The following is an 18863-nucleotide window of genomic DNA, read 5'->3' as shown; positions in this document are numbered from 1 at the left end:
GGCTGGCGGAAATGCCTCGAGCAAGGGAGCGGCCGCGTGGCGGAATTCCTTCACGAGCCGCACGGCTACACTACCGCATACAAAAGGGGCCAAGATGGCCCCTTTCATGTCGGCAACCAATGCTGTCAGGCGTTAGCCGCTGCCACCGCGCGCTTGGCCATGACTGCGATCAGGTTGGCGCGGTAGTCGGCGGAAGCGTGGATGTCGCTCATCAGGTTCTTCGCCGGCACTTTCACGCCGGCGAGCGATGCGGCGTCGAAATTCTTCGCAAGGGCTGCCTCGATCTCCTTCGAGCGGAACACGCCGTCGTCACCGGCGCCGGTCACCGCGACGCTGACGCCGTCCTTGCCCTTGGCCACGAACACGCCGACGATCGCGTAGCGTGAGGCCGGGTTGCGGAATTTTTCGTAGGCCGCCTTTGCCGGGGCGGTGAAGGAGACCGCCGTGATGATCTCGCCATCCTTCAAGGCCGTTTCGAACAGCCCTTTGAAGAACTTGTCGGCCGATATCTCGCGCTTGTTGGTGACGATGGTGGCGCCCAATGCCAGAAGGGCCGCCGGATAGTCGGCCGCCGGATCGTTGTTGGCGATCGAACCGCCGATCGTGCCCTTGTAGCGCACCGCCGGATCGCCGATCAGCGATGCCAGATGGGCAAGCGCCGGGCAGGCCTTCTTGAGCTTCTCGTCGTTGGAGACGTCGAAATGCGTGGTGGCCGCGCCGATAGTGACCGTCTTTCCCGACACCTTGACGCCCTGCATCTCCTTGATGCGCGACAGATCGACGAGATCGGAAGGGGCCGCCAGCCGCGTCTTCATGGCAGGTATCAGCGTCATGCCGCCGGACAGCAGCTTGGCGTCGCCGCTCTTCACCAGCTTGGCGGCATCCGCAACCGAGGCGGCGCGATGGTAGTTGACCGAATACATGGTTGTTCCTCCTCAGTGCTTCGCGGCGCGGATCGCGGCCCACACGGTGGGCGGCGAGGCGGGCATGGCGATGTCGGCGATGCCGATGGCATCGGTGATGGCGTTGATCACCGCCGGCGGCGAGCCGATGGCGCCGGCCTCGCCGCACCCCTTGATGCCGAGCGGGTTGCCCGGGCAGGGCGTGTTCGAGGTCGAGACCTTGAACGATGGCAGGTCGCCCGCGCGGGGCATCGTATAGTCCATGTAACTCGCGGTCAGAAGCTGTCCGCTGGCGTCATAATGGGCGCCCTCCAGCAGCGCCTGGCCGATCCCTTGCGCGATGCCGCCATGCACCTGGCCCTCGACGATCATCGGATTGATGATATTGCCGAAATCGTCGGCGGCCACGAATTGGACGATCTCTGTCGTTCCGGTCTCCGGTTCGATCTCGACCTCGCAGATGTAGCAGCCCGCCGGGAAGGTGAAGTTCGACGGATCGTAGAAGGCCGTTTCCTTCAATCCGGGCTCCATCCCTGCCGGCAGATTGTGGGCGGTATAGGCGGCCAGCGCCACCTGGAACCACGGCACGTTCTTGTCGGTCCCGGCAACCTTCAGCTCACCGTTCTCGATGACGATGTCGCCCTCGTCGGCTTCGAGCAGGTGGGCGGCGATCTTCTTGGCCTTGGCCTCGACCTTGTCGAGGGCCTTTGATATCGCCGACATGCCGACCGCGCCCGAGCGCGAACCGTAAGTGCCCATGCCCATCTGCACCTTGTCGGTGTCGCCATGGACGATCGAAACCGAATCGATCGGTACGCCAAAACGCTGGTTGACCAGTTGCGCGAAGGTCGTCTCGTGGCCCTGGCCATGGCTGTGCGAGCCGGTCAGCACCTCGATCGTGCCGACGGCATTGACCCGCACTTCGGCCGATTCCCAAAGGCCGACGCCGGCGCCAAGCGAGCCGACCGCCGCCGACGGCGCGATGCCGCAAGCCTCGATGTAGCAGCTCATGCCGATGCCGCGCAGCAAGCCCTTCTTAGCGGCCGCCGCCTTGCGCTTGGCAAAGCCGGCATAATCCGAAGCTTTCATGGCCGCGTCGAGCGAGGCGCCATAGTCGCCGGCGTCATAGTTCATGATCACCGGTGTCTGGTGCGGGAAGGAGGTGATGAAGTTCTTGCGCCGCAATTCGGCAGGCGACACGCCAAGCTCGCGCGCCGCCGCTTCCATCGTGCGTTCCAGGAGATAGGTGGCTTCCGGCCGCCCTGCCCCGCGATAGGCATCGACAGGAGCCGTGTTGGTGTAGACCGTGCGCACATTGGCGTGGATGGCCGGAATGTCGTACTGGCCCGACAAGAGCGTCGCGTAGAGATAGGTCGGCACGCAGGACGAGAACAGCGACATGTAGGCGCCGAGATTGGCGATCGTGTCGACCTTCAGCCCGGTGACCCGGTTGTTCTTGTCGAAAGCCATTTCCACCGTCGAGACATGGTCGCGGCCATGCGCGTCGGAGAGAAAACTTTCGGTGCGGTCGGCGACCCATTTGACCGGCACGCCGGTTTTTTTTGAAGCCCACAGGCAGACGATCTCTTCGGGATAGATGTAGATCTTTGAGCCGAAGCCGCCGCCGACATCCGGCGCGATGACGCGCAGCTTGTTCTCCGGCGCGACATTATAGAAGGCGCTCATCACCAGCCGCGCGACATGCGGGTTCTGCGATGTCGTCCAACAGGTGTAATGGTCCTCGGCCTTGTCGTAGTGGCCGAGAGCCGCGCGCGGCTCCATGGCATTCGGCACCAGCCGGTTGTTGACGATCTTCATGCGGGTGACATGCGCCGCGGCCTTGATCGCCGCGTCGGTCGCCTTGGCATCGCCGATCTCCCAGTCGAAGATCAGGTTGTTCTCAGACTCGGCATGGATCTGCGGCGCGCCCTTTTCGAGCGCCTTGGTGGCTTCGACGACGGCCTTCAATTCCTTGTAGGTGATCTCGACCGCCTCGGCCGCGTCGCGGGCCTGCCCCTTGGTCTCGGCCACGACGATGACGACGGCGTCACCGACATAGCGCACCTTGTCGACGGCCAGCGGCGACCAGGCGCCCATCTTCATCGGCGAACCGTCCTTGGAATGGATCATCCAGCCGCAGATGAGGTTGCCGATGCCGTCGGCCTTGAGGTCCTTGCCGGTCAGCACGCCGATGACGCCGGGCATGGCTTGCGCTCGTTTGACGTCGATCTTCTTGATCTGCGCATGCGCGTGCGGGCTGCGCACGAAAGCCGCATGCTTCATGCCGGGAACCACCATGTCGTCGACATAGCGGCCGGCGCCGGTGATGAACCTTTTGTCTTCCTTGCGCGCGACCCGAGCGCCAACACCTTCAATACCCATCAGAAATTCCTCCCGAATTTAAGGGGAGTAGGTGAGCAGGGCACTAAGGCAGCAGGGAAGTTTTTCTGCTGGTTCCCTACTGCCTTAGTGCCCTACTGCCCTACTGTCTTGTTCATCACGCCGCTTGCTTGGCCCTGCCCTTGGTCCCCTTCGCCATCGTCTTCGATGCGGCGAGGATCGCCTTGACGATGTTGTGGTAGCCGGTGCAGCGGCAGATATTGCCTTCCAGTTCGGCTCGCACCGTCGCCTCGTCGAGGCCTTCGGGATGGCGGTTGATCATGTCGGTTGCCGCCATGATCATGCCAGGCGTGCAGAAACCGCATTGCAGGCCGTGATGTTCCTTGAAGGCGGCCTGCACGGGATGCAGGTCGGCGCCGTTGGCGAGACCTTCGATCGTTACAACGCTCGAGCCGGACGCCTGTACCGCGAGCATGGTGCAGGACTTCACCGCCTTGCCGTCGACATGGACGACGCAGGCCCCGCATTGCGAGGTGTCGCAGCCGACATGCGTGCCGGTCAAGCCCAGATTCTCGCGCAGGAAGTGAACCAGCAGCGTTCGATCCTCGGCGGTCCCGCTGACCCGCCTGCCGTTCACTATCAACGAAACGTCCGACATGAATCCTCCCTGGGTATCAACCTTGGTCATCACGCTGCCGACGCGCCGCTGGCACTTCGGCCATGCGTTATTCGTACACCGCACAACGCACAAAAAACAGCGCGACGGAAAAGGCGGATCATTGTACTTTCGGTCATGGCCACGGCCGGAGGCACATTCCCCTCGCCCCATTGCCAAAACACCGATTGGAAGCAACAATATCCTTCGACGCCTGCGCGCCAGAAGCCTGTAAAAACAGCCGCGTATAAAAGAGCGTCGGAGGAAATGCGGGAGAACGCCGCTGACCAGTTCACGGACGCGCTACGCTTGCGGCCTGTCGGCGCTGACCACGGACGAGCCCGACCCGGTTGCTTTCGCTCGCGCGGTCGCCAGCGAGGCCGCGGCAATCGACGCCGGCTTTGCCCTCGTGTTCTTCTCCCAAAGCCTTGTCGAGGCCGGCGCCCTGTCGCGGGCGCTCTCGGCGTATGCGCCGGGGCTTCACCATGCTGGCTGCTCCACCGCCGGCGAGATCACGCCGCAGGGGCTCGAGGAAGGCCACATGCTGGCGATGCTGCTTCCCTCGGCGTCGTTCACCGCGGTCAGCGCCATGGTGGACAATCTATCCTCGTCGGGCATGGACAAGATCACCGGCGAGGTCGAGGCCTTGCGGCGCACGCTGCGCGTCCGGGTGGGCGGCGAGCGGACCAGGAACACCTTCGCGCTCTGCTTCATCGACGGGCTGTCCTACGCCGAGGAAGCGGTCAGCTCTGCCATCCATTGGGGTCTTGACGACATACCCCTGCTCGGCGGCTCGGCTGGCGATGACCTGAAATTCGAGACGACGCGCCTGATCTCGAACGGCAGGGTCACCTCGGACAGCGCCATCATCGTGCTGATCGCCACGGAAATTCCGTTCCACGTCTTCAAGACCGACAATTTCGTTCCGACCGACGAAAAACTGGTGGTCACGGCGTCCGATGCCGATCACCGCATCGTACGCGAGTTCAACGCCACCAACGCGGCAGAAGAATATGCCGCTTCCGTCGGTATCGTGCCGCAGACCCTGACGCCGCTGAGCTTCGCCTCGCACCCGGTCGTGGTGAAGGTGGGCGGTGAATATTATTGCCGCTCGATCCAGAGGATGCACGCGGACGGCTCGCTGTCGTTCTTCTGCGCCATCGACGACGGCGTCGTGCTGTCGATCGCCCAACCCAAGGACATGGTGGAATCGACACGCGCGGCCCTGCGCGAGGTCGAGGCGAGGCTTGGCGGCATCGACCTGATCCTCGGCTTCGACTGCGTGCTGCGCCGGCTCGATGCGCGCAACCGGCAGGTCTTTCGTGATATTTCGGAACTCTACCGGGTCAACAATGTCGTCGGCTTCGGCACCTATGGCGAACAGTACCGGTCGATGCATTTGAACCAGACCTTCACCGGCATTGCCTTTGGCGAACGCCAGGCTGCAGAATAACAAGATGCCGCTCAAGGATATAAACGACCTCGAAAAACTGAAGAAGATCAACGCCGCCCTGGTCAGCCGCGTCGAGCGCTCGATGGACCAGCAAGGCAATGCCTTCTCGCTGTTCCAGACCGCCATCTCTCTCGAAAACCGGGTGCGCATGCGCACCGAGGAGTTGCACTCGACCTTGCGGCGGCTGGAACAGTCCAACATCGACCTCAGCGCCGCCAAGGAAAACGCCGAGTTCGCGAACCTGTCCAAGACGAGGTTCCTCGCCGCCGCCAGCCATGACGTGCTGCAGCCGCTGAACGCGGCTCATCTGTCCGTCTCGGCGCTCGCCGAGGTGCAGACCAGCGACGAAGGCAGGAAGCTGGTGCGGCAGGTCGAGCGCTCGCTGGAGACGATGGAGGACCTGCTGCGCACCCTGCTCGACATTTCCAAGCTCGATGCCGGCGTGGTGCACCCCGACATCGGCGACGTCAACCTGGAGGCGCTGTTCTCGTCGCTGCGCTCGGATTTCCAGCCGGTCGCGGAAATGAAGCGGCTGTCGCTGAAATTCCGGCCGGTCAATGCCGTGGTCCGCTCCGACCGCACGCTGCTGCGTCGCATCCTGCAGAACATCCTCTCCAACGCGCTGGGCTATACCCGCTCGGGTGGCGTGCTCGTCGGCACCAGGCATCGCGGCGATACGATCCGCATCGACGTCGCCGATACCGGCTGCGGCATCCCCGAGGACCAGCGCGAGGCGGTGTTCGAGGAATTCCATCGCGGCACCTTGCCCGCCAATGCGGGGCTCGACGGCGGCGGCCTCGGGCTCGGGCTTGCCATCGTGCGCCGCATGGCCGGCGCCCTCGGCCACCCCGTGACCTTCTCGTCAAAGGTCGGGCGCGGCACGATCTTCCATATCGATGTCCCGGTCGGCATCGGCGCCCCCGCCGACGCCATCGCCAGCGCCACCAGCCTGGAGCGGTCGCGCGGCTACGGCCTGTTCGGCACGAAGGTGCTGCTGGTCGAGAACGACGCCGAGGTGCTGGAGGCCATGACCTTCCTGCTCGAGCGCTGGCAATGCCTGGTGCGGGCAGCGACCTCGACCGACGATGCGCTTGACTTGCTCGGCGATACCGACTGGGTGCCTGACATCGTCATTGCCGACCAGCATCTCGACGGCGGCGACCTCGGCACCGCCACCATATCGGAAGTCCGCGACTATCTCGGCCGCGCCGTTCCGGCGCTGATCGTCACCGCCGACAGTTCCGAAGCCGTCGCCAAGGCCGCGCGCGCCGACGGCATCGAACTGATGCGCAAACCGCTGAAGCCGGCGCAGTTGCGGGCACTGCTGGCGCATTTGCTGGCTTAGCTCCATACCCTCCCCTGACATGGAGGTAAAAGATCAGAACCCAGCCTGATCCCTGAAAAGCTCCGCATTGTCCAGCTTCGAAACCTCGATCACAGCTTGCGTGCGGCTGTAGACGTTGAGCTTGCGCAGGATCTCCGAGACATGCGCCTTCACCGTGGTCTCGCCGACCTGCAACTCGTAGGCGATCTGCTTGTTGAGCAGGCCCTGGCGCAACATCTGCAGCACGCGCAACTGCTGCGGCGTCAGCTTGGACAGGCGCTGGACCATGTCGGCGCGATCGACGCTGTCGGGGTCCGCCGGCTGGCCTTCATAGGTTTCCGGCACATAGATCGCGCCGTCCATCACCGAACGGATGGCGGCGGCCAGATCGCTCTTGCGCGCCGATTTCGGGATGAAGCCGGCCGCGCCATAAGACAACGCCTCGGAGATGATCCTCGGCTCCTCGTAGCCGGAGACGATGACCACCGGCAGGCGCGGATAGCGGGTTCTGAGCTGCAGCAACCCGTCGAAGCCGTGCACGTCGGGCATGCTGAGGTCCAGCAGCGCAAGGTCGAAAGGCTTGGCATCGGCCAGGAGGTCGAGCGCCTCGGCGATCGAGCGTGCCTCGACCGTGTCGACCTCCGGATAGGCCATCTGAACGGCGCTGTGCAGCGCCTCGCGAAACAGCGGATGGTCGTCGATGATCAGGAACCGGGCGCGATCGTTGGGTACTGTCATGTGGCTCGTTCCGGTTTACCTGCCACACCATAGTCCCGCGACCATGGCCGGATTATTAGCAAATAGTCTATCGCCGGTTGATAGGCCGCTGCAAAGGTGATGGGGACCCTGAATTCCTTATACGGCCGGGCAAAGCCCGTGCTTTATGAAAAGCGACGCCTTGCCCGGGTTCCGAAATCGGCCGAAGGTGCCGCCATCATCCTGATATCCAACGCAGAGACCGCCATGACCGCCTTCGTCCTTCCCGTGCCGCCAACGCCTTCCGTCGCCATCAGCGGGTCGGCCGAGCGCTTTGCCGTGCGGCGCATCTTCTGCGTGGGCCGCAACTATGCGGCGCATGCGCGCGAATTCGGCAATGACGAGCGCGATCCGCCCTTCTTCTTCACCAAGCCGGCCGACGCGGTGGTCGATTCCGGCACCGTCATCCCCTACCCGCCGCTGACGGCCAATCTGCACCATGAAATCGAATTGGTGGCGGCGATCGGCAGGCCGGGCTTCCGCATTGCGCGCGAGCGGGCGCTCGACCACGTCTGGGGTTATGCCGTCGGCATCGACCTCACCCGCCGCGATCTCCAGGACGAGGCCAAGAAGGCGGCGCGGCCCTGGGACTGGTCGAAAGCCTTCGACCGCTCCGCCCCTTGCGGCCCGCTGGTTCCTGCACAAAAGACCGGCCATCCGACGAAAGGGCGCATCTGGCTCGCCGTCGACGGCAAGGTCCGGCAGGACGCCGATCTCACCGAGTTGATCTGGCCAATCGCCGACATTGTCTCGATCTGCAGCGAGGGCGTAGAATTGCAGGCCGGCGACCTGATCTTCACCGGCACGCCGGCCGGCGTCGGCGCGGTCAAGCCGGGTGAGACGATGACCGGCGGCGTCGACGGCATCGGCACGATAGAAGCGACGATCGGCCAGCCGCAATCATGAATGACAGGCCATGAGCGACTTCGTCCTGCACAATTACTTCCGCTCCTCCACCTCCTACCGGGTGCGGATCGCGCTGGAGATGAAGGGGCTGAGCTATGACTATGTCCCGCATCATCTGCGCCATGGCGAGCATCTGGAGCCGGCCTATCTCGCGGTCAACCCGCAGGGGCTGGTGCCGGCATTGGTGCTCGACGACGGCACGCTTTTGACGCAGTCGCTGGCGATCATCGAATATCTCGACGAGATCCAGCCCGCGCCGCCGCTGCTGCCGAAGGATCCGCTTGGCCGGGGGCGCGTGCGAATGCTGGCGCAGATGATCGCCTGCGACATCCACCCGGTGAACAATCTGCGCGTGCTGACCTCGCTGCGCACCTTGTTCGGTGCCGGCGACCAGGACATCACCAACTGGTTCCGCCACTGGGTGAACGAAGGCTTTCAGCCGCTTGACAAGATTCTGGCTTCCTCGCCTCAGACCGGAACATTCTGCCACGGCGAGGCGGCGGGGCTGGCCGATATCTGCCTGGCGGCACAGATCACCAGCAACGCCCGTTTCGGCGTCGACCTGACCCCTTACCCGACGATCACCCGCATCAACGCCGCCTGCATGGCACTGCCAGCTTTCCAGACAGCCGCTCCGCAAAACCAGATCGATGCGGAGTAAAGGCTGCTACTGCCGACGGGCCGAGCGAGTAGAAGATCATGTAGCCGCCCGCCCCAATGCTCGCGGATTTCCGCAACCGGGAAAACGGCTGACCCTGGCCGGTTCAGCAGACTGGTCAGGCTGGCGGAATCGATTTCCGCTTTACCGGCCAGGGAATCGGCTATCGTTTCCCCGGAGCAATTCCAGGAAAAGTGTGATGCGGTTTTCCGTCTGGGATTGCGTCAAAACAATGAGATAGAGTGGTTCTTCGTTTCCATGAAGCGATGAACCGATCTATCGCGCAGGGGTGGAGTGACCGATGAAAGCCGTCGTCTTCGAGAAGTTCGGCGAAGCGCCGACGATCCAGACCGTCCCCGATCCGAAACCGGCCGCCGATGGCGTCGTCATCAAGGTCGAGGCGACGGGGCTGTGCCGCAGCGACTGGCATGGCTGGATGGGCCATGACGACGGCATCACCTTGCCGCACGTTCCCGGACATGAGCTGGCGGGCGTCGTCGTCGCCGCCGGCAAGCAGGTCAGCCGCTGGAAGGCCGGCGACCGCGTGACGGTGCCGTTTGCCGTCGGCTGCGGCCGCTGTTTCGAATGCAGCTCAGGCAACCATCAGGTCTGCGAGCACCAGACGCAGCCCGGCTTCACCGGCTGGGGCTCGTTCGCCGAATATGTCGGCATAGAGCATGCCGACACCAATCTGGTTCGCCTGCCCGACGAGATGGAATACGCCACCGCCGCCAGCCTCGGCTGTCGTTTCGTCACCTCGTTTCGCGCCATCGTCGACCAAGGGCGGGTCAAGCCCGGCGAATGGGTGGCGGTGCATGGTTGCGGCGGGGTCGGCCTGTCGGCGATCATGATCGCCAGTTCGATGGGCGCCAATGTGATCGCCATCGACCTCACCGACGAGAAGCTGGAGTTCGCCAAAAAGATCGGGGCCGTGGCGACCATCAATGCGTCGACGACGCCGAATGTGGTCAAGGCGGTCAAGCAGATCACCAATGGCGGCGCGCATATCTCGATGGACGCGCTCGGCCATCCGACCACGTCGTTCAACTCGATCGCCAATCTGCGCCGGCGCGGCCGCCATGTGCAGGTCGGCCTGATGCTGGGCGAGCACGCCCGCCCGCAAGTGCCGATGGACAAGATCATCGCCTTCGAGCTCGAGATCCTCGGCAGCCACGGCATGCAGGCCTATCGCTACCAGGCGATGATGGACATGATCCGCAACGGCAAGCTCAAGCCCGAACTGCTGGTCGGCAAGAAGATCAGCCTCGACGAAGCGCCCGCCGCGCTGATGGCGATGGGCGGTTTCGAGGGGATCGGCATTGGGGTGGTGACGAAGTTCTAGGCGGGGGGGGCGCTTCCCGAACTACCGCGCGAACTTCTTCGCCCCGAACACGCACGCCACCACGCCCAGCGTGACGACCACCATCAGCGGGCTGACCTGCTCGTGCAGCAGGCTTGCCGCGAGCGCCAGGCCAAAGAAGGGCTGCAGCAGCTGCAACTGGCCCACCGCCGCAATGCCGCCTTGCGCCAGGCCGCGATACCAGAAGACGAAGCCGATCAGCATGCTGAACAGGGAGACATAGGCGAGCCCGATCCAGGCGTTGGAGCCGATGCCGGCAAAGGATGGCGGCAGGGTCGCGAAAGTCAGCACCAGCATGATCGGCAGCGACAGCGTCAGCGCCCAGCAGATCACTTGCCAGCCGCCAAGCCTGCGCGACAGCGCGGCGCCCTCGGCATAGCCCAGGCCGCAGACGACGACGGCGGCGAGCATCAAGCCATCCCCGACCGGCGAGGCGGTCACGCCCTGCGTCAGCGCGAAGCCGGCGACCAGCGCGCTGCCCACGCACGAAAACAGCCAGAACGCCGGACGAGGGCGATCGCCGCCGCGCAGCACGCCGAAGATCGCGGTCGCCAGCGGCAACAGGCCGATGAAGATGATCGAATGGGCCGAGGTGATGTGCTTGAGCGCCAATGCCGTCAGCAAGGGAAAGCCGACGACCACGCCCAGCGCCACGATCACCAGCGACACCAGATCGCCGCGCACCGGACGTTTCTCACGAAACAGCAGCAGCATCGCCAGGCCAAGCAGTCCGGCAATCGCGGCCCGGGCTGATGTCACGAAGGTCGGGTCGAAATCCATGACCGCCACACGCGTCGCCGGCAGCGAGCCGCTGAAGATCAGCACGCCGATAAATCCATTCACCCAGCCGCTCGCGGTCTTGTCCATTCCAAGCTCCATTGCTTTCGCCTTCTATCGGGCAGACTCCCATGGCGGGGCCAGAGACAATGCGGTACAATTCTACGAAACTGTAATGGCATTTTGAGCAGTACAGATGACCGAGCTCGCCTTGGAAACTGATGGCCCGCGAACCCTGGGCGCCCCCACTCTGGTCGAAAGCGTCATGGCGGCCATTCGCCAGCGGATCGCCGCGCGCAGCCTGACGCCGGGAGCCCGGCTGCCGTCGATCCGCGCCTTCGCCCAATCCATGCAGGTGTCCAAATCCACCGTGGTCGAGGCCTATGAGCGACTCGCCGCCGAAGGCACGATCCGCTCCCGGCCGGGCTCGGGCTTCTACGCCGCCGGCTCGCTGGCGCCGTTGTCCCTGGCCGAGATCGGTCCCCGGCTCGACCGTGCCGTCGATCCGCTCTGGGTCTCGCGCCAGTCGCTGGACGCCGGCGACGAGGTGTTGAAACCCGGCTGCGGCTGGCTGCCGGCCTCCTGGATGCCGCAGGCCGGGCTGCGGCGCGCACTCCGCACGGCAGCGCGCGCCGATGATGTCGCGCTTGCCGACTACGGCACGCCGCTTGGGCTGCCGCCACTGCGGCAACTCTTGGCGCGGCGCATGGCCGGGCATGGCATCGAAGTCTCGCCTGAACAGATCATGCTGACCGAATCGGGCACGCAGGCCATCGACCTCCTATGCCGGTTCCTGATCGAGCCTGGCGACACCGTGCTGGTCGACGATCCCTGCTATTTCAATTTCCACGCTTTGCTGCGCGCCCACCGCGCCAAGGTCGTCAGCGTACCCTATACGCCGTCGGGGCCCGATATCGAGCTGTTCGCGCAGGCGCTCGCCGAGCACCGGCCGCGCCTCTACATCACCAACTCCGCCATCCACAACCCGACCGGCGCGATCCTGTCGCCGGTTACGGCACACCGTTTGCTGAAGCTCGCCGACCAGTCGGACCTCACCATTGTCGAGGACGACATCTTCGCCGATTTCGAACATGCCCCTGCCCCGAGGCTGGCGGCATTCGATGGCCTGAACCGCGTCGTCCACATCGGCAGCTTCTCCAAGACGCTGTCGGCGTCGGTGCGCTGCGGTTTCATCGCCGCGCCCCGCGACTGGATCGAGGGCCTGACCGACCTCAAGATCGCTACCACTTTCGGCGGCGGACGCCTGGCCGCCGAATTGGTGCTGACCCTGCTGAAGGACGGCAGTTACCGCAAGCATGTGGATCTGCTGCGCGCCAGGCTGGCGCGCGCCATGGCCGAGACCGGCGCCCGGCTGAAGGCGATCGGCATCACGCCCTGGATCGACCAGCCGGCCGGCCTGTTCCTGTGGTGCAGGCTCCCCGATGGCGTTGACGCGGCCGAAGTCGCCCGCCGGGCACTTGCCGACAATGTCGTGCTGGCGCCCGGCAATGCGTTCAGCCTGTCGCAGACGGCCAGCCATTTCCTGCGCTTCAACGTCGCGCAGTGCGAAGACCAGAGGATTTTCAAGGTGCTCGAGGCGGCGATGGCGCGCTGATCTCAGCGCCCCGCACAGACCTCCCGCACGCAGTCGCGCAACCAGCGTTGCGCCGGATCGGCATCGAGGCGCGGATGCCAGAGCATCGAAATGGTGACTTCCAGCGTCGTGACCGGCAGCCGAAAACTGTGCATGCCGGCGCGCGCGCCGGCCGTGTGCCGCTCGGGCACGCTGGCGATAAGCTCCGAGGCGCGCGCCATGGCGAGCGCGGCCGAGAAACCCGAGACCATGCAGACGACCGTCCGCTGCAGCCCAAGCGCGCCCAGCGCCTCGTCGATCGGTCCTTTCTCGCGGCCGCGCCGCGAAACACTGATGTGCCGGCCCGCCGCATAGCGCTCGGACGTCACCGTGCCTTCGCTCAAGGGATGGCCTGACCGGACAGCGCCGATGAAGCGGTCGCGAAACAGCGCCTGGATGCGCACTTCGGGTCCGGTTTCGCCGGCAACCCCGATTTCCAGGTCGATCGCCGCGTCGCGCAGCGACATCACATCCTTGTCGGACTTCGGCGCGAAACGCAGCCGCACCCCCGGCGCTTCGGCCTCGATGCGGGCGACCAGGCGAGGCCCGAACTCCTCGACGAAGCCTTCATTGGTGCGCAGCGTGAAGACCCTGTCCAGGGTTGAGAGATCAAGCAATTCGGCAGGGCGCAGCAGCGCCTCCGCCTCCTGGACGACAGGACCGATTTGGCGGCGCAATTCCTCCGCGCGCGGCGTCGCCACCAGGCCGCGGCCGGCACGGACCAGCAAAGGATCGCCCGTTGCGTCGCGCAGCCGCGCCAATGTCCGGCTCATCGCCGAGGGGCTGAGACGCAGACGGCGTGCCGCGCGGGCCACGCTGCCTTCCGCCAGCAGCACATCGAGAGCAAAGAGCAGGTTGAGATCGGGCGTCGTCATTGGCGGATCTTAGCATGATGTGGCGTTGCATGCACTGATATGATGCAAATGCTGCGCCTTCCGCCATATCATCCGCAAGATTAGATCTCCATCGGCTCCGCTTTCGGAGCGAACGGAAAGGAGATCGCATGGCAGTCGCCGCACAAGATCGGGAAGGGCTGATATCAGCCTCGCAACAGAAGCAGTCGGTCGGCTGGGCGCTGGCAAGCCTGTCGCTCGCCACGCTGTTGTCGTCGCTCGGAACCAGCATTGCCAGCGTCGGGCTGCCCTCGCTGATGCAGACGTTCGGGGCATCGTTCCAGGCCGTGCAATGGGTGGTTCTGGCCTATCTCCTCGCTATCACCACGTTGATCGTCAGCGCCGGGCGGCTGGCCGACATGTTCGGGCGCCGGCCGCTGCTGCTTGGCGGCATCGCTGTGTTCACGTCGGCATCGGTGCTCTGCGGCCTGGCGCCGACGCTTTGGCTGCTGATCGCCGCACGGACCGTGCAGGGGCTTGGCGCGGCGCTGATGATGGCGCTGACGCTGGCCTTTGTCGCCGAGACGGTGAGCAAGGAACGGACCGGCAGCGCCATGGGCCTGCTGGGCGCCATGTCGGCGATCGGCACGACGCTCGGTCCGTCGCTCGGCGGCCTGCTGATCGCCGGCCTCGGGTGGCGCGCGATTTTCCTGGTCAATGTCCCGCTGGGCCTCCTGACTTTCGCCCTCGCTTGGCGCGCCTTGCCAACCGGCAACAAGAACGCGCAGGCCGCTCAAGGCAAGTTTGACGCGATGGGCACTGTCCTGTTGGCGCTGACGCTGGCCGCCTATGCATTGGCCATGACGCTTGGCCGGGGCCATTTCGGTGCACTCAACATCGGCCTGCTGGCCGCCACCGCTCTCGGCATCGGTCTATTCGCCATCGCCCAGAAGCGGGTGAAGAACCCCCTAGTCCAACTCGCCAGCTTCAGGGATCCGCGGCTCAGCGCCAGCCTGGTTATGAGCCTCATCGTCGCCACGGTGATGATGGCGACCCTGGTGGTCGCTCCGTTCTATCTGTCGCGTGGATTGGGACTCGATGCGGCAATGGTCGGCGTGGTGCTTTCGACCGGGCCGCTTGTCTCGACCCTGTCGGCACTGCTGGCCGGACGGCTCTCCGATCGCTTCGGAGCCCACCGGATGATGATCGCCGGGCTCACCAGCCTCGCCACGGGCACCTTCCTGCTGTCGCTCGCCATGACGAAACTCGGCATTGCCAGCTATGTCGTTCCCATCACTGTCACCTGCTTCGGCTACACCCTGTTCCAGACGTCCACCAATGCGGCCGTCATGAGCGGTGTCGGCGCCGGCGAGCGCGGCGTCATTTCGGGCCTGCTCAATTTGTCGCGCAATCTCGGCCTCGTCACCGGCGCTTCCCTGATGGGCGCCATCTTCGCGGTTGCATCCAACGGCGCTCGCCAAGGAACAGGACAGGATGTTCTGAGCGCCGGCGCGGCCGCCCGAGGCATGCAGATCACCTTTGAGACGGCAACGGTCCTGGCGCTGGCGGCACTGCTGCTCGCGCTGTTCTTGCTGCGCTTTGCTGGCCGTATCCAGCCCGGGATTGCCTGATCCATTTGGACGTTCGCCGGTACTGCCTAAGGTTGCCGGGCCGATTCCGGGCTGCTACTGAACGGCGCGCAGGCGGATGCCTGCAACGTCAATTTGGGGCAGCAGTATGGGAACCGGCGGCGGGCTTGGGCGAACGCTCAGGCCCCTGCCCTTTTGCGGCGCTCATAGAGCATGACCAGCGTTTCCGCCGTCAGCGCCGGCTTTTCCTCGCCTTCGATCTCGACGGTGTTGGCTGCCTTCATCAGATACTGGCCGGGCCCCCTGTCTTCCATGGAAAGCAGGACGGTGCGCAGCCTGATGCGGGCGCCGACCCTGACCGGCGCCAGGAAACGCACCTTGTCGAAGCCATAGTTGAAGGCGGCCTGGGTGTTTTCCGGCACTATGCCCATGCCGAGCGCCAACGCGCCGATGATCGACAATGTCAGATAGCCATGCGCGATCGTGGTGCGGAACGGGCTTTGCCGCCGCGCGCGCTCAGGGTCGACATGGATCCATTGGTGGTCGCCGGTGCATTCGGCGAACTGGTTGATACGGTCCTGATCGACCGTGGTCCATTCCGAGACGCCGAGTTCCTGCCCGGACATCGTTCTCAGCTGCTCATAGGTCGGCGGCGTTTTAGGCCGTACTTCGTTCATTCCTGCTTTCCCGATCGCTTGCCGTGCCTCCGGACCACGAACGGATGGCTCCTGTCAATTCACCCCTTGTGAATCGGTTCCGTCGAATTCCGGCTGAACCGTGCCATGCCTTGCCGCGCAATGGCAGGCCGAATTCGGATTTTCGGACCTTCCAGCGGCGCCGACGCCAATAACGTGGCGCGGATGCAACTATGCGCAGGGTTGCGAAATTGCAAACCGGCATGTCCCGCCGAAGACGAAACGACAGGCCGCGGAAGCCTATTTCTGCCCGTAGCCGGCGCGGATTTCCTCCATCACCTCCTTGATGCGCGCGCGCAGGATTTCGATCGATTCGGTTCCGGATTTGCGAGCCAGTTCAGCCACTTCACCGACATTCTTGAGCGCGGCCTCGAAGGATTTCCTGGCGAACTCCGTCTGCTTGGCCATCAGGTCCTGCGGGTTGCCCGGCGCCCGGTAGCTCTGCGCCATGTCGGCAATTTCGCGCAGCGTGTCCTGCAGCATTTCGCGCTGCCTCGACAACAGCGAGGTCGCGCCATCGGCGCCGGCTCGCGCCGATTTCTCCAAGGCTTCGAGGTTCTTGCGGTGATGGGCAAGGATCGCCTCGACATCGACATTGGGCACCTTCAGGTCGCGGCCGAACCTGCCGAACATATCCATGAAGGAATCGGATTGCGGTAGCTTGGCCATGCTGTCTTCTCCCCTTTGCCGCGGATGCGGGTGCCCTCGCAGGGAGCATAGCACTCGGCTGCAGCCTGTCCATTTCGAAGACGGGCCCGACGATCGATGCGCATCAATTGACCGGGAGCAGCAGCTCGATCGTATAGAGCACGATACCCGCCAGCCCGCCGATGATCATGCCATTGAAGCGGATATATTGCAGGTCCCGACCAATGTTCATCTCGATCAGTCGCGTCAATTGCGCCAGGTCCCAGCGCTTGACCTGATCGGCGATGAATTTCGACACGCCGCTCTTCTGGCTTTCGACGAAGGAGGCCAGCGCCACGACGAACCCCTGGTTCATATCGGCCCGGATCTGCGCATCGCCGGCGAGATGGCGGCCGACCTCGACGAACATGTTGGCGAGATGAGCGCGGATCACCGAATTCGGCGCCTTGGCATCCTGCTCGATGAACAGGCTGAGGCTCTCCCACATGTCACCGGCCAGCGCCCTGACTTCGGGTCGGGCGAGGAAATCGTGCTTCATCTTCTCGGCACGCTTTGCATATTGCTTGGACGTCCGCAGCCGTTCGACGAAGCCTTGCGCGAAACGATCGAACTCGGCGCGCATCGGGTGGTCGGGATCGGCCCGCACCTCGTCAAGCAAGGAGCCCGCCGAGGCGACGATCTTCTTCAGGAGATAGGCGTCGGCGCGGAACAGGTTGAACAGCGACGGCAGCTCCTCGCGGATCTTCTCGCGCATCGTCGCCAGGGCCTGTTCGTCGTTGAGGAAGCGCCCGACCACCTTGATGAACTCGTCGAACAGCTTTTGATGACGGCGGTCGTCGGTCAGCGCCGACAGCAGTTCCGCCGCCAGCGGCGCCAGCGGCACTTTTTCGATCTGCTCGAGCATGCGGCTGGTGACGAAGCCGCGCAGACCGGACTGCTCGACGGCGGCAAGTGTCTGCGGCACCAGCCGCACGACGAAGCGCGACAGGCCGGCGGCGCGTTCGGCATTGGTCAGCCAGTCGGCGACGAGTGCCGCGAAATCGACCTCGGCAAGCTTTTCCCGCACCGGTTCCGGCGCCAGGAAATTGGCCTCGATGAAGCGGCCGAGATTGTCGGCGATGCGGTTCTGGTTTTCCGGGATGATGGCGGTGTGCGGGATCGGCAATCCGAGCGGCCGCCTGAACAGCGCCACCACCGCGTACCAGTCGGCAAGGCCGCCAATGGTCGCCGCCTCGGCGAAGGCAGCGACAAACCCCAGCCATGGATGGGAGCTCTCGAACGACTTGGCCAAGGCGAACACCAGCACGCAAAGCGCCAGCGCGGCCGTGGCGATGAATTTGGTGCGACGCAACGCCGAGAGGTTGGCGGTCGCGTCAGTATCGAAACGGACAGGCGCCAAGGACGAAGCCGATTGGGACATGGATGAACTGCTCCTCGTCGATCTCTGGTCGACCTCTTGTCGATCTCTGGTCGACCTCTTGTCGATCTCGGCCCTATCTAGGGTTTCATCAGCCGGAATGCCCGTAGCTGCCGGTTTTCCCCTCGTTTTGTCGGGCTGCGCACATAAAGTTGACGAGAATATTCATCTATGATGCCCGGCTAGTCTGGAATTGTTCCAAGGTATAGGCCATATTCGGGTCAAGGCCAGCGCGGCGAATCCGAAACTCCGGGATCAGAACCGCGGCGGCGAAGTTCAGGAATCAGGCGTGGTTGAACCGCGCCGGCGCCTAGTGAGGACGAAATGCGGCTTACACGCCAGACCAATTATGCCATGCGCATCCTGATGTATTGCGCCGCCAACAATGACCGGTTGAGCCGCATTCCCGAAATCGCGACCGCCTATTCGGTGTCGGAACTGTTCCTGTTCAAGATCCTGCAGCCGCTGGTCGAGAACGGACTGGTCGAGACGGTGCGCGGCAGGAATGGCGGCGTCCGGCTTGGCCGCGCCGCCGAGGCGATCAGCCTCTTCGACGTCGTGCGCGTGACCGAGGAAAGCTTCGCCATGGCCGAATGCTTTGAGAACGATGCCGCCGAATGCCCGCTGGTCGACAGCTGCGCGCTGAATTCAGCGCTGCGCGAGGCCCTCAACGCCTTCTTCGCCGTGCTCGCCCGCTACACCATCGCCGACATGGTGGCGGCAAGGCCGAATGTGCGCAACCTGCTCGGCATCGACATGCTGGAGCGCCGCGCCCCGGCCGCGTGAGCTTCTTTCTCCCGTCCAACGGGGAGAAATGCCCGGCAGGGCAATGAGAGGCAGCGCTGACTTCGACAATTAGCGCGTCACCACAGAAATGCGCAGGAAACCGCCATTCGAAGGCCAGCCTCACCTGAATA

The 18863-nt window shown here is 64.3% G+C and carries 17 protein-coding genes; 8 read left to right on the top strand and 9 right to left on the bottom strand.

Going from position 1 to position 18863, the window contains the following annotated elements:
• Window positions 1-125: 125 nt before the first annotated feature.
• The 3 genes from CK228_RS08210 to CK228_RS08200 all read right to left on the bottom strand — a co-directional run bounded on the left by CK228_RS08210 (window position 126) and on the right by CK228_RS08200 (window position 3900).
• Window positions 126-923, bottom strand: coding sequence for a xanthine dehydrogenase family protein subunit M (locus CK228_RS08210; protein ID WP_095787485.1), 798 nt, complete (start codon window positions 921-923; stop codon window positions 126-128).
• A gap of 12 nt (window positions 924-935) precedes the next feature.
• A complete protein-coding gene (locus CK228_RS08205) occupies window positions 936-3284 on the bottom strand; it encodes a xanthine dehydrogenase family protein molybdopterin-binding subunit (RefSeq protein ID WP_095787484.1) in 2349 nt (782 codons plus the stop codon).
• A gap of 115 nt (window positions 3285-3399) precedes the next feature.
• The gene (locus tag CK228_RS08200; protein ID WP_095787483.1) at window positions 3400-3900 is read right to left on the bottom strand and encodes a (2Fe-2S)-binding protein; all 501 of its coding nucleotides are present in this window, start codon (window positions 3898-3900) and stop codon (window positions 3400-3402) included.
• Between the two features lie 313 nt (window positions 3901-4213).
• On the opposite strand from CK228_RS08200, the gene CK228_RS08195 reads away from it, so the two are divergent.
• Entirely contained in the window at window positions 4214-5350 is a 1137-nt protein-coding gene (locus CK228_RS08195) for an FIST signal transduction protein (RefSeq protein WP_095787482.1), read from the top strand.
• Between the two features lie 4 nt (window positions 5351-5354).
• Window positions 5355-6695: a hybrid sensor histidine kinase/response regulator gene (locus CK228_RS08190; RefSeq protein WP_095787581.1), complete on the top strand. Its 1341-nt coding sequence runs from the start codon at window positions 5355-5357 to the stop codon at window positions 6693-6695.
• 33 nt (window positions 6696-6728) lie between these two features.
• Here the strand turns inward: CK228_RS08190 and CK228_RS08185 are convergent, their stop codons facing one another.
• Entirely contained in the window at window positions 6729-7412 is a 684-nt protein-coding gene (locus tag CK228_RS08185) for a response regulator transcription factor (protein ID WP_095772885.1), read from the bottom strand.
• Between the two features lie 225 nt (window positions 7413-7637).
• Between CK228_RS08185 and CK228_RS08180 the strand changes: the two genes are divergently transcribed.
• From CK228_RS08180 to CK228_RS08170, 3 genes are all read left to right on the top strand, one after another.
• Window positions 7638-8336, top strand: a complete 699-nt coding sequence (locus CK228_RS08180; RefSeq protein ID WP_095787580.1) for a fumarylacetoacetate hydrolase family protein — start codon at window positions 7638-7640, stop codon at window positions 8334-8336.
• 10 nt (window positions 8337-8346) lie between these two features.
• The gene (gene maiA, locus CK228_RS08175; RefSeq protein ID WP_095787481.1) at window positions 8347-8997 is read left to right on the top strand and encodes a maleylacetoacetate isomerase; all 651 of its coding nucleotides are present in this window, start codon (window positions 8347-8349) and stop codon (window positions 8995-8997) included.
• A gap of 298 nt (window positions 8998-9295) precedes the next feature.
• Window positions 9296-10336 carry a zinc-dependent alcohol dehydrogenase family protein gene (locus CK228_RS08170; protein ID WP_095787480.1) on the top strand — a complete coding sequence of 347 codons (1041 nt, stop codon included), beginning with the start codon at window positions 9296-9298 and terminating at the stop codon, window positions 10334-10336.
• A gap of 21 nt (window positions 10337-10357) precedes the next feature.
• On the opposite strand, the gene CK228_RS08165 is transcribed toward CK228_RS08170, so the two are convergent.
• Window positions 10358-11221 (bottom strand): DMT family transporter, encoded by an 864-nt coding sequence (locus tag CK228_RS08165; protein ID WP_095787479.1) that lies wholly within the window; start codon window positions 11219-11221, stop codon window positions 10358-10360.
• 106 nt (window positions 11222-11327) lie between these two features.
• Here CK228_RS08165 and CK228_RS08160 point away from each other — a divergent pair, with 106 nt between their 5' ends.
• Entirely contained in the window at window positions 11328-12746 is a 1419-nt protein-coding gene (locus CK228_RS08160) for a PLP-dependent aminotransferase family protein (RefSeq protein ID WP_095787478.1), read from the top strand.
• Window positions 12747-12748: 2 nt separating this feature from the next.
• Here CK228_RS08160 and CK228_RS08155 read toward each other — a convergent pair whose 3' ends face one another.
• Window positions 12749-13639, bottom strand: a complete 891-nt coding sequence (locus tag CK228_RS08155) for a LysR family transcriptional regulator (protein ID WP_095787477.1) — start codon at window positions 13637-13639, stop codon at window positions 12749-12751.
• Between the two features lie 128 nt (window positions 13640-13767).
• On the opposite strand from CK228_RS08155, the gene CK228_RS08150 reads away from it, so the two are divergent.
• Window positions 13768-15228: an MFS transporter gene (locus CK228_RS08150; RefSeq protein WP_095787476.1), complete on the top strand. Its 1461-nt coding sequence runs from the start codon at window positions 13768-13770 to the stop codon at window positions 15226-15228.
• A 137-nt stretch (window positions 15229-15365) separates the two neighbouring features.
• Here CK228_RS08150 and CK228_RS08145 read toward each other — a convergent pair whose 3' ends face one another.
• The 3 genes from CK228_RS08145 to CK228_RS08135 all read right to left on the bottom strand — a co-directional run bounded on the left by CK228_RS08145 (window position 15366) and on the right by CK228_RS08135 (window position 17949).
• A complete protein-coding gene (locus CK228_RS08145; protein WP_095772891.1) occupies window positions 15366-15863 on the bottom strand; it encodes a MaoC family dehydratase in 498 nt (165 codons plus the stop codon).
• Window positions 15864-16121: 258 nt separating this feature from the next.
• Entirely contained in the window at window positions 16122-16550 is a 429-nt protein-coding gene (locus CK228_RS08140) for a phasin family protein (protein ID WP_095787475.1), read from the bottom strand.
• Window positions 16551-16653: 103 nt separating this feature from the next.
• A complete protein-coding gene (locus CK228_RS08135; protein ID WP_095787474.1) occupies window positions 16654-17949 on the bottom strand; it encodes a DUF445 domain-containing protein in 1296 nt (431 codons plus the stop codon).
• A 321-nt stretch (window positions 17950-18270) separates the two neighbouring features.
• On the opposite strand from CK228_RS08135, the gene rirA reads away from it, so the two are divergent.
• Window positions 18271-18732 (top strand): iron-responsive transcriptional regulator RirA, encoded by a 462-nt coding sequence (rirA, locus tag CK228_RS08130; RefSeq protein ID WP_010909941.1) that lies wholly within the window; start codon window positions 18271-18273, stop codon window positions 18730-18732.
• The last annotated feature ends 131 nt before the right edge of the window (window positions 18733-18863 follow it).

It is taken from the genome of Mesorhizobium sp. WSM4312 (genome assembly GCF_002294875.1).
Taxonomy (GTDB): domain Bacteria; phylum Pseudomonadota; class Alphaproteobacteria; order Rhizobiales; family Rhizobiaceae; genus Mesorhizobium.
Note: the sequence above shows the minus strand (reverse complement) of the source record. Positions and strands in the feature narration are given on the sequence as shown.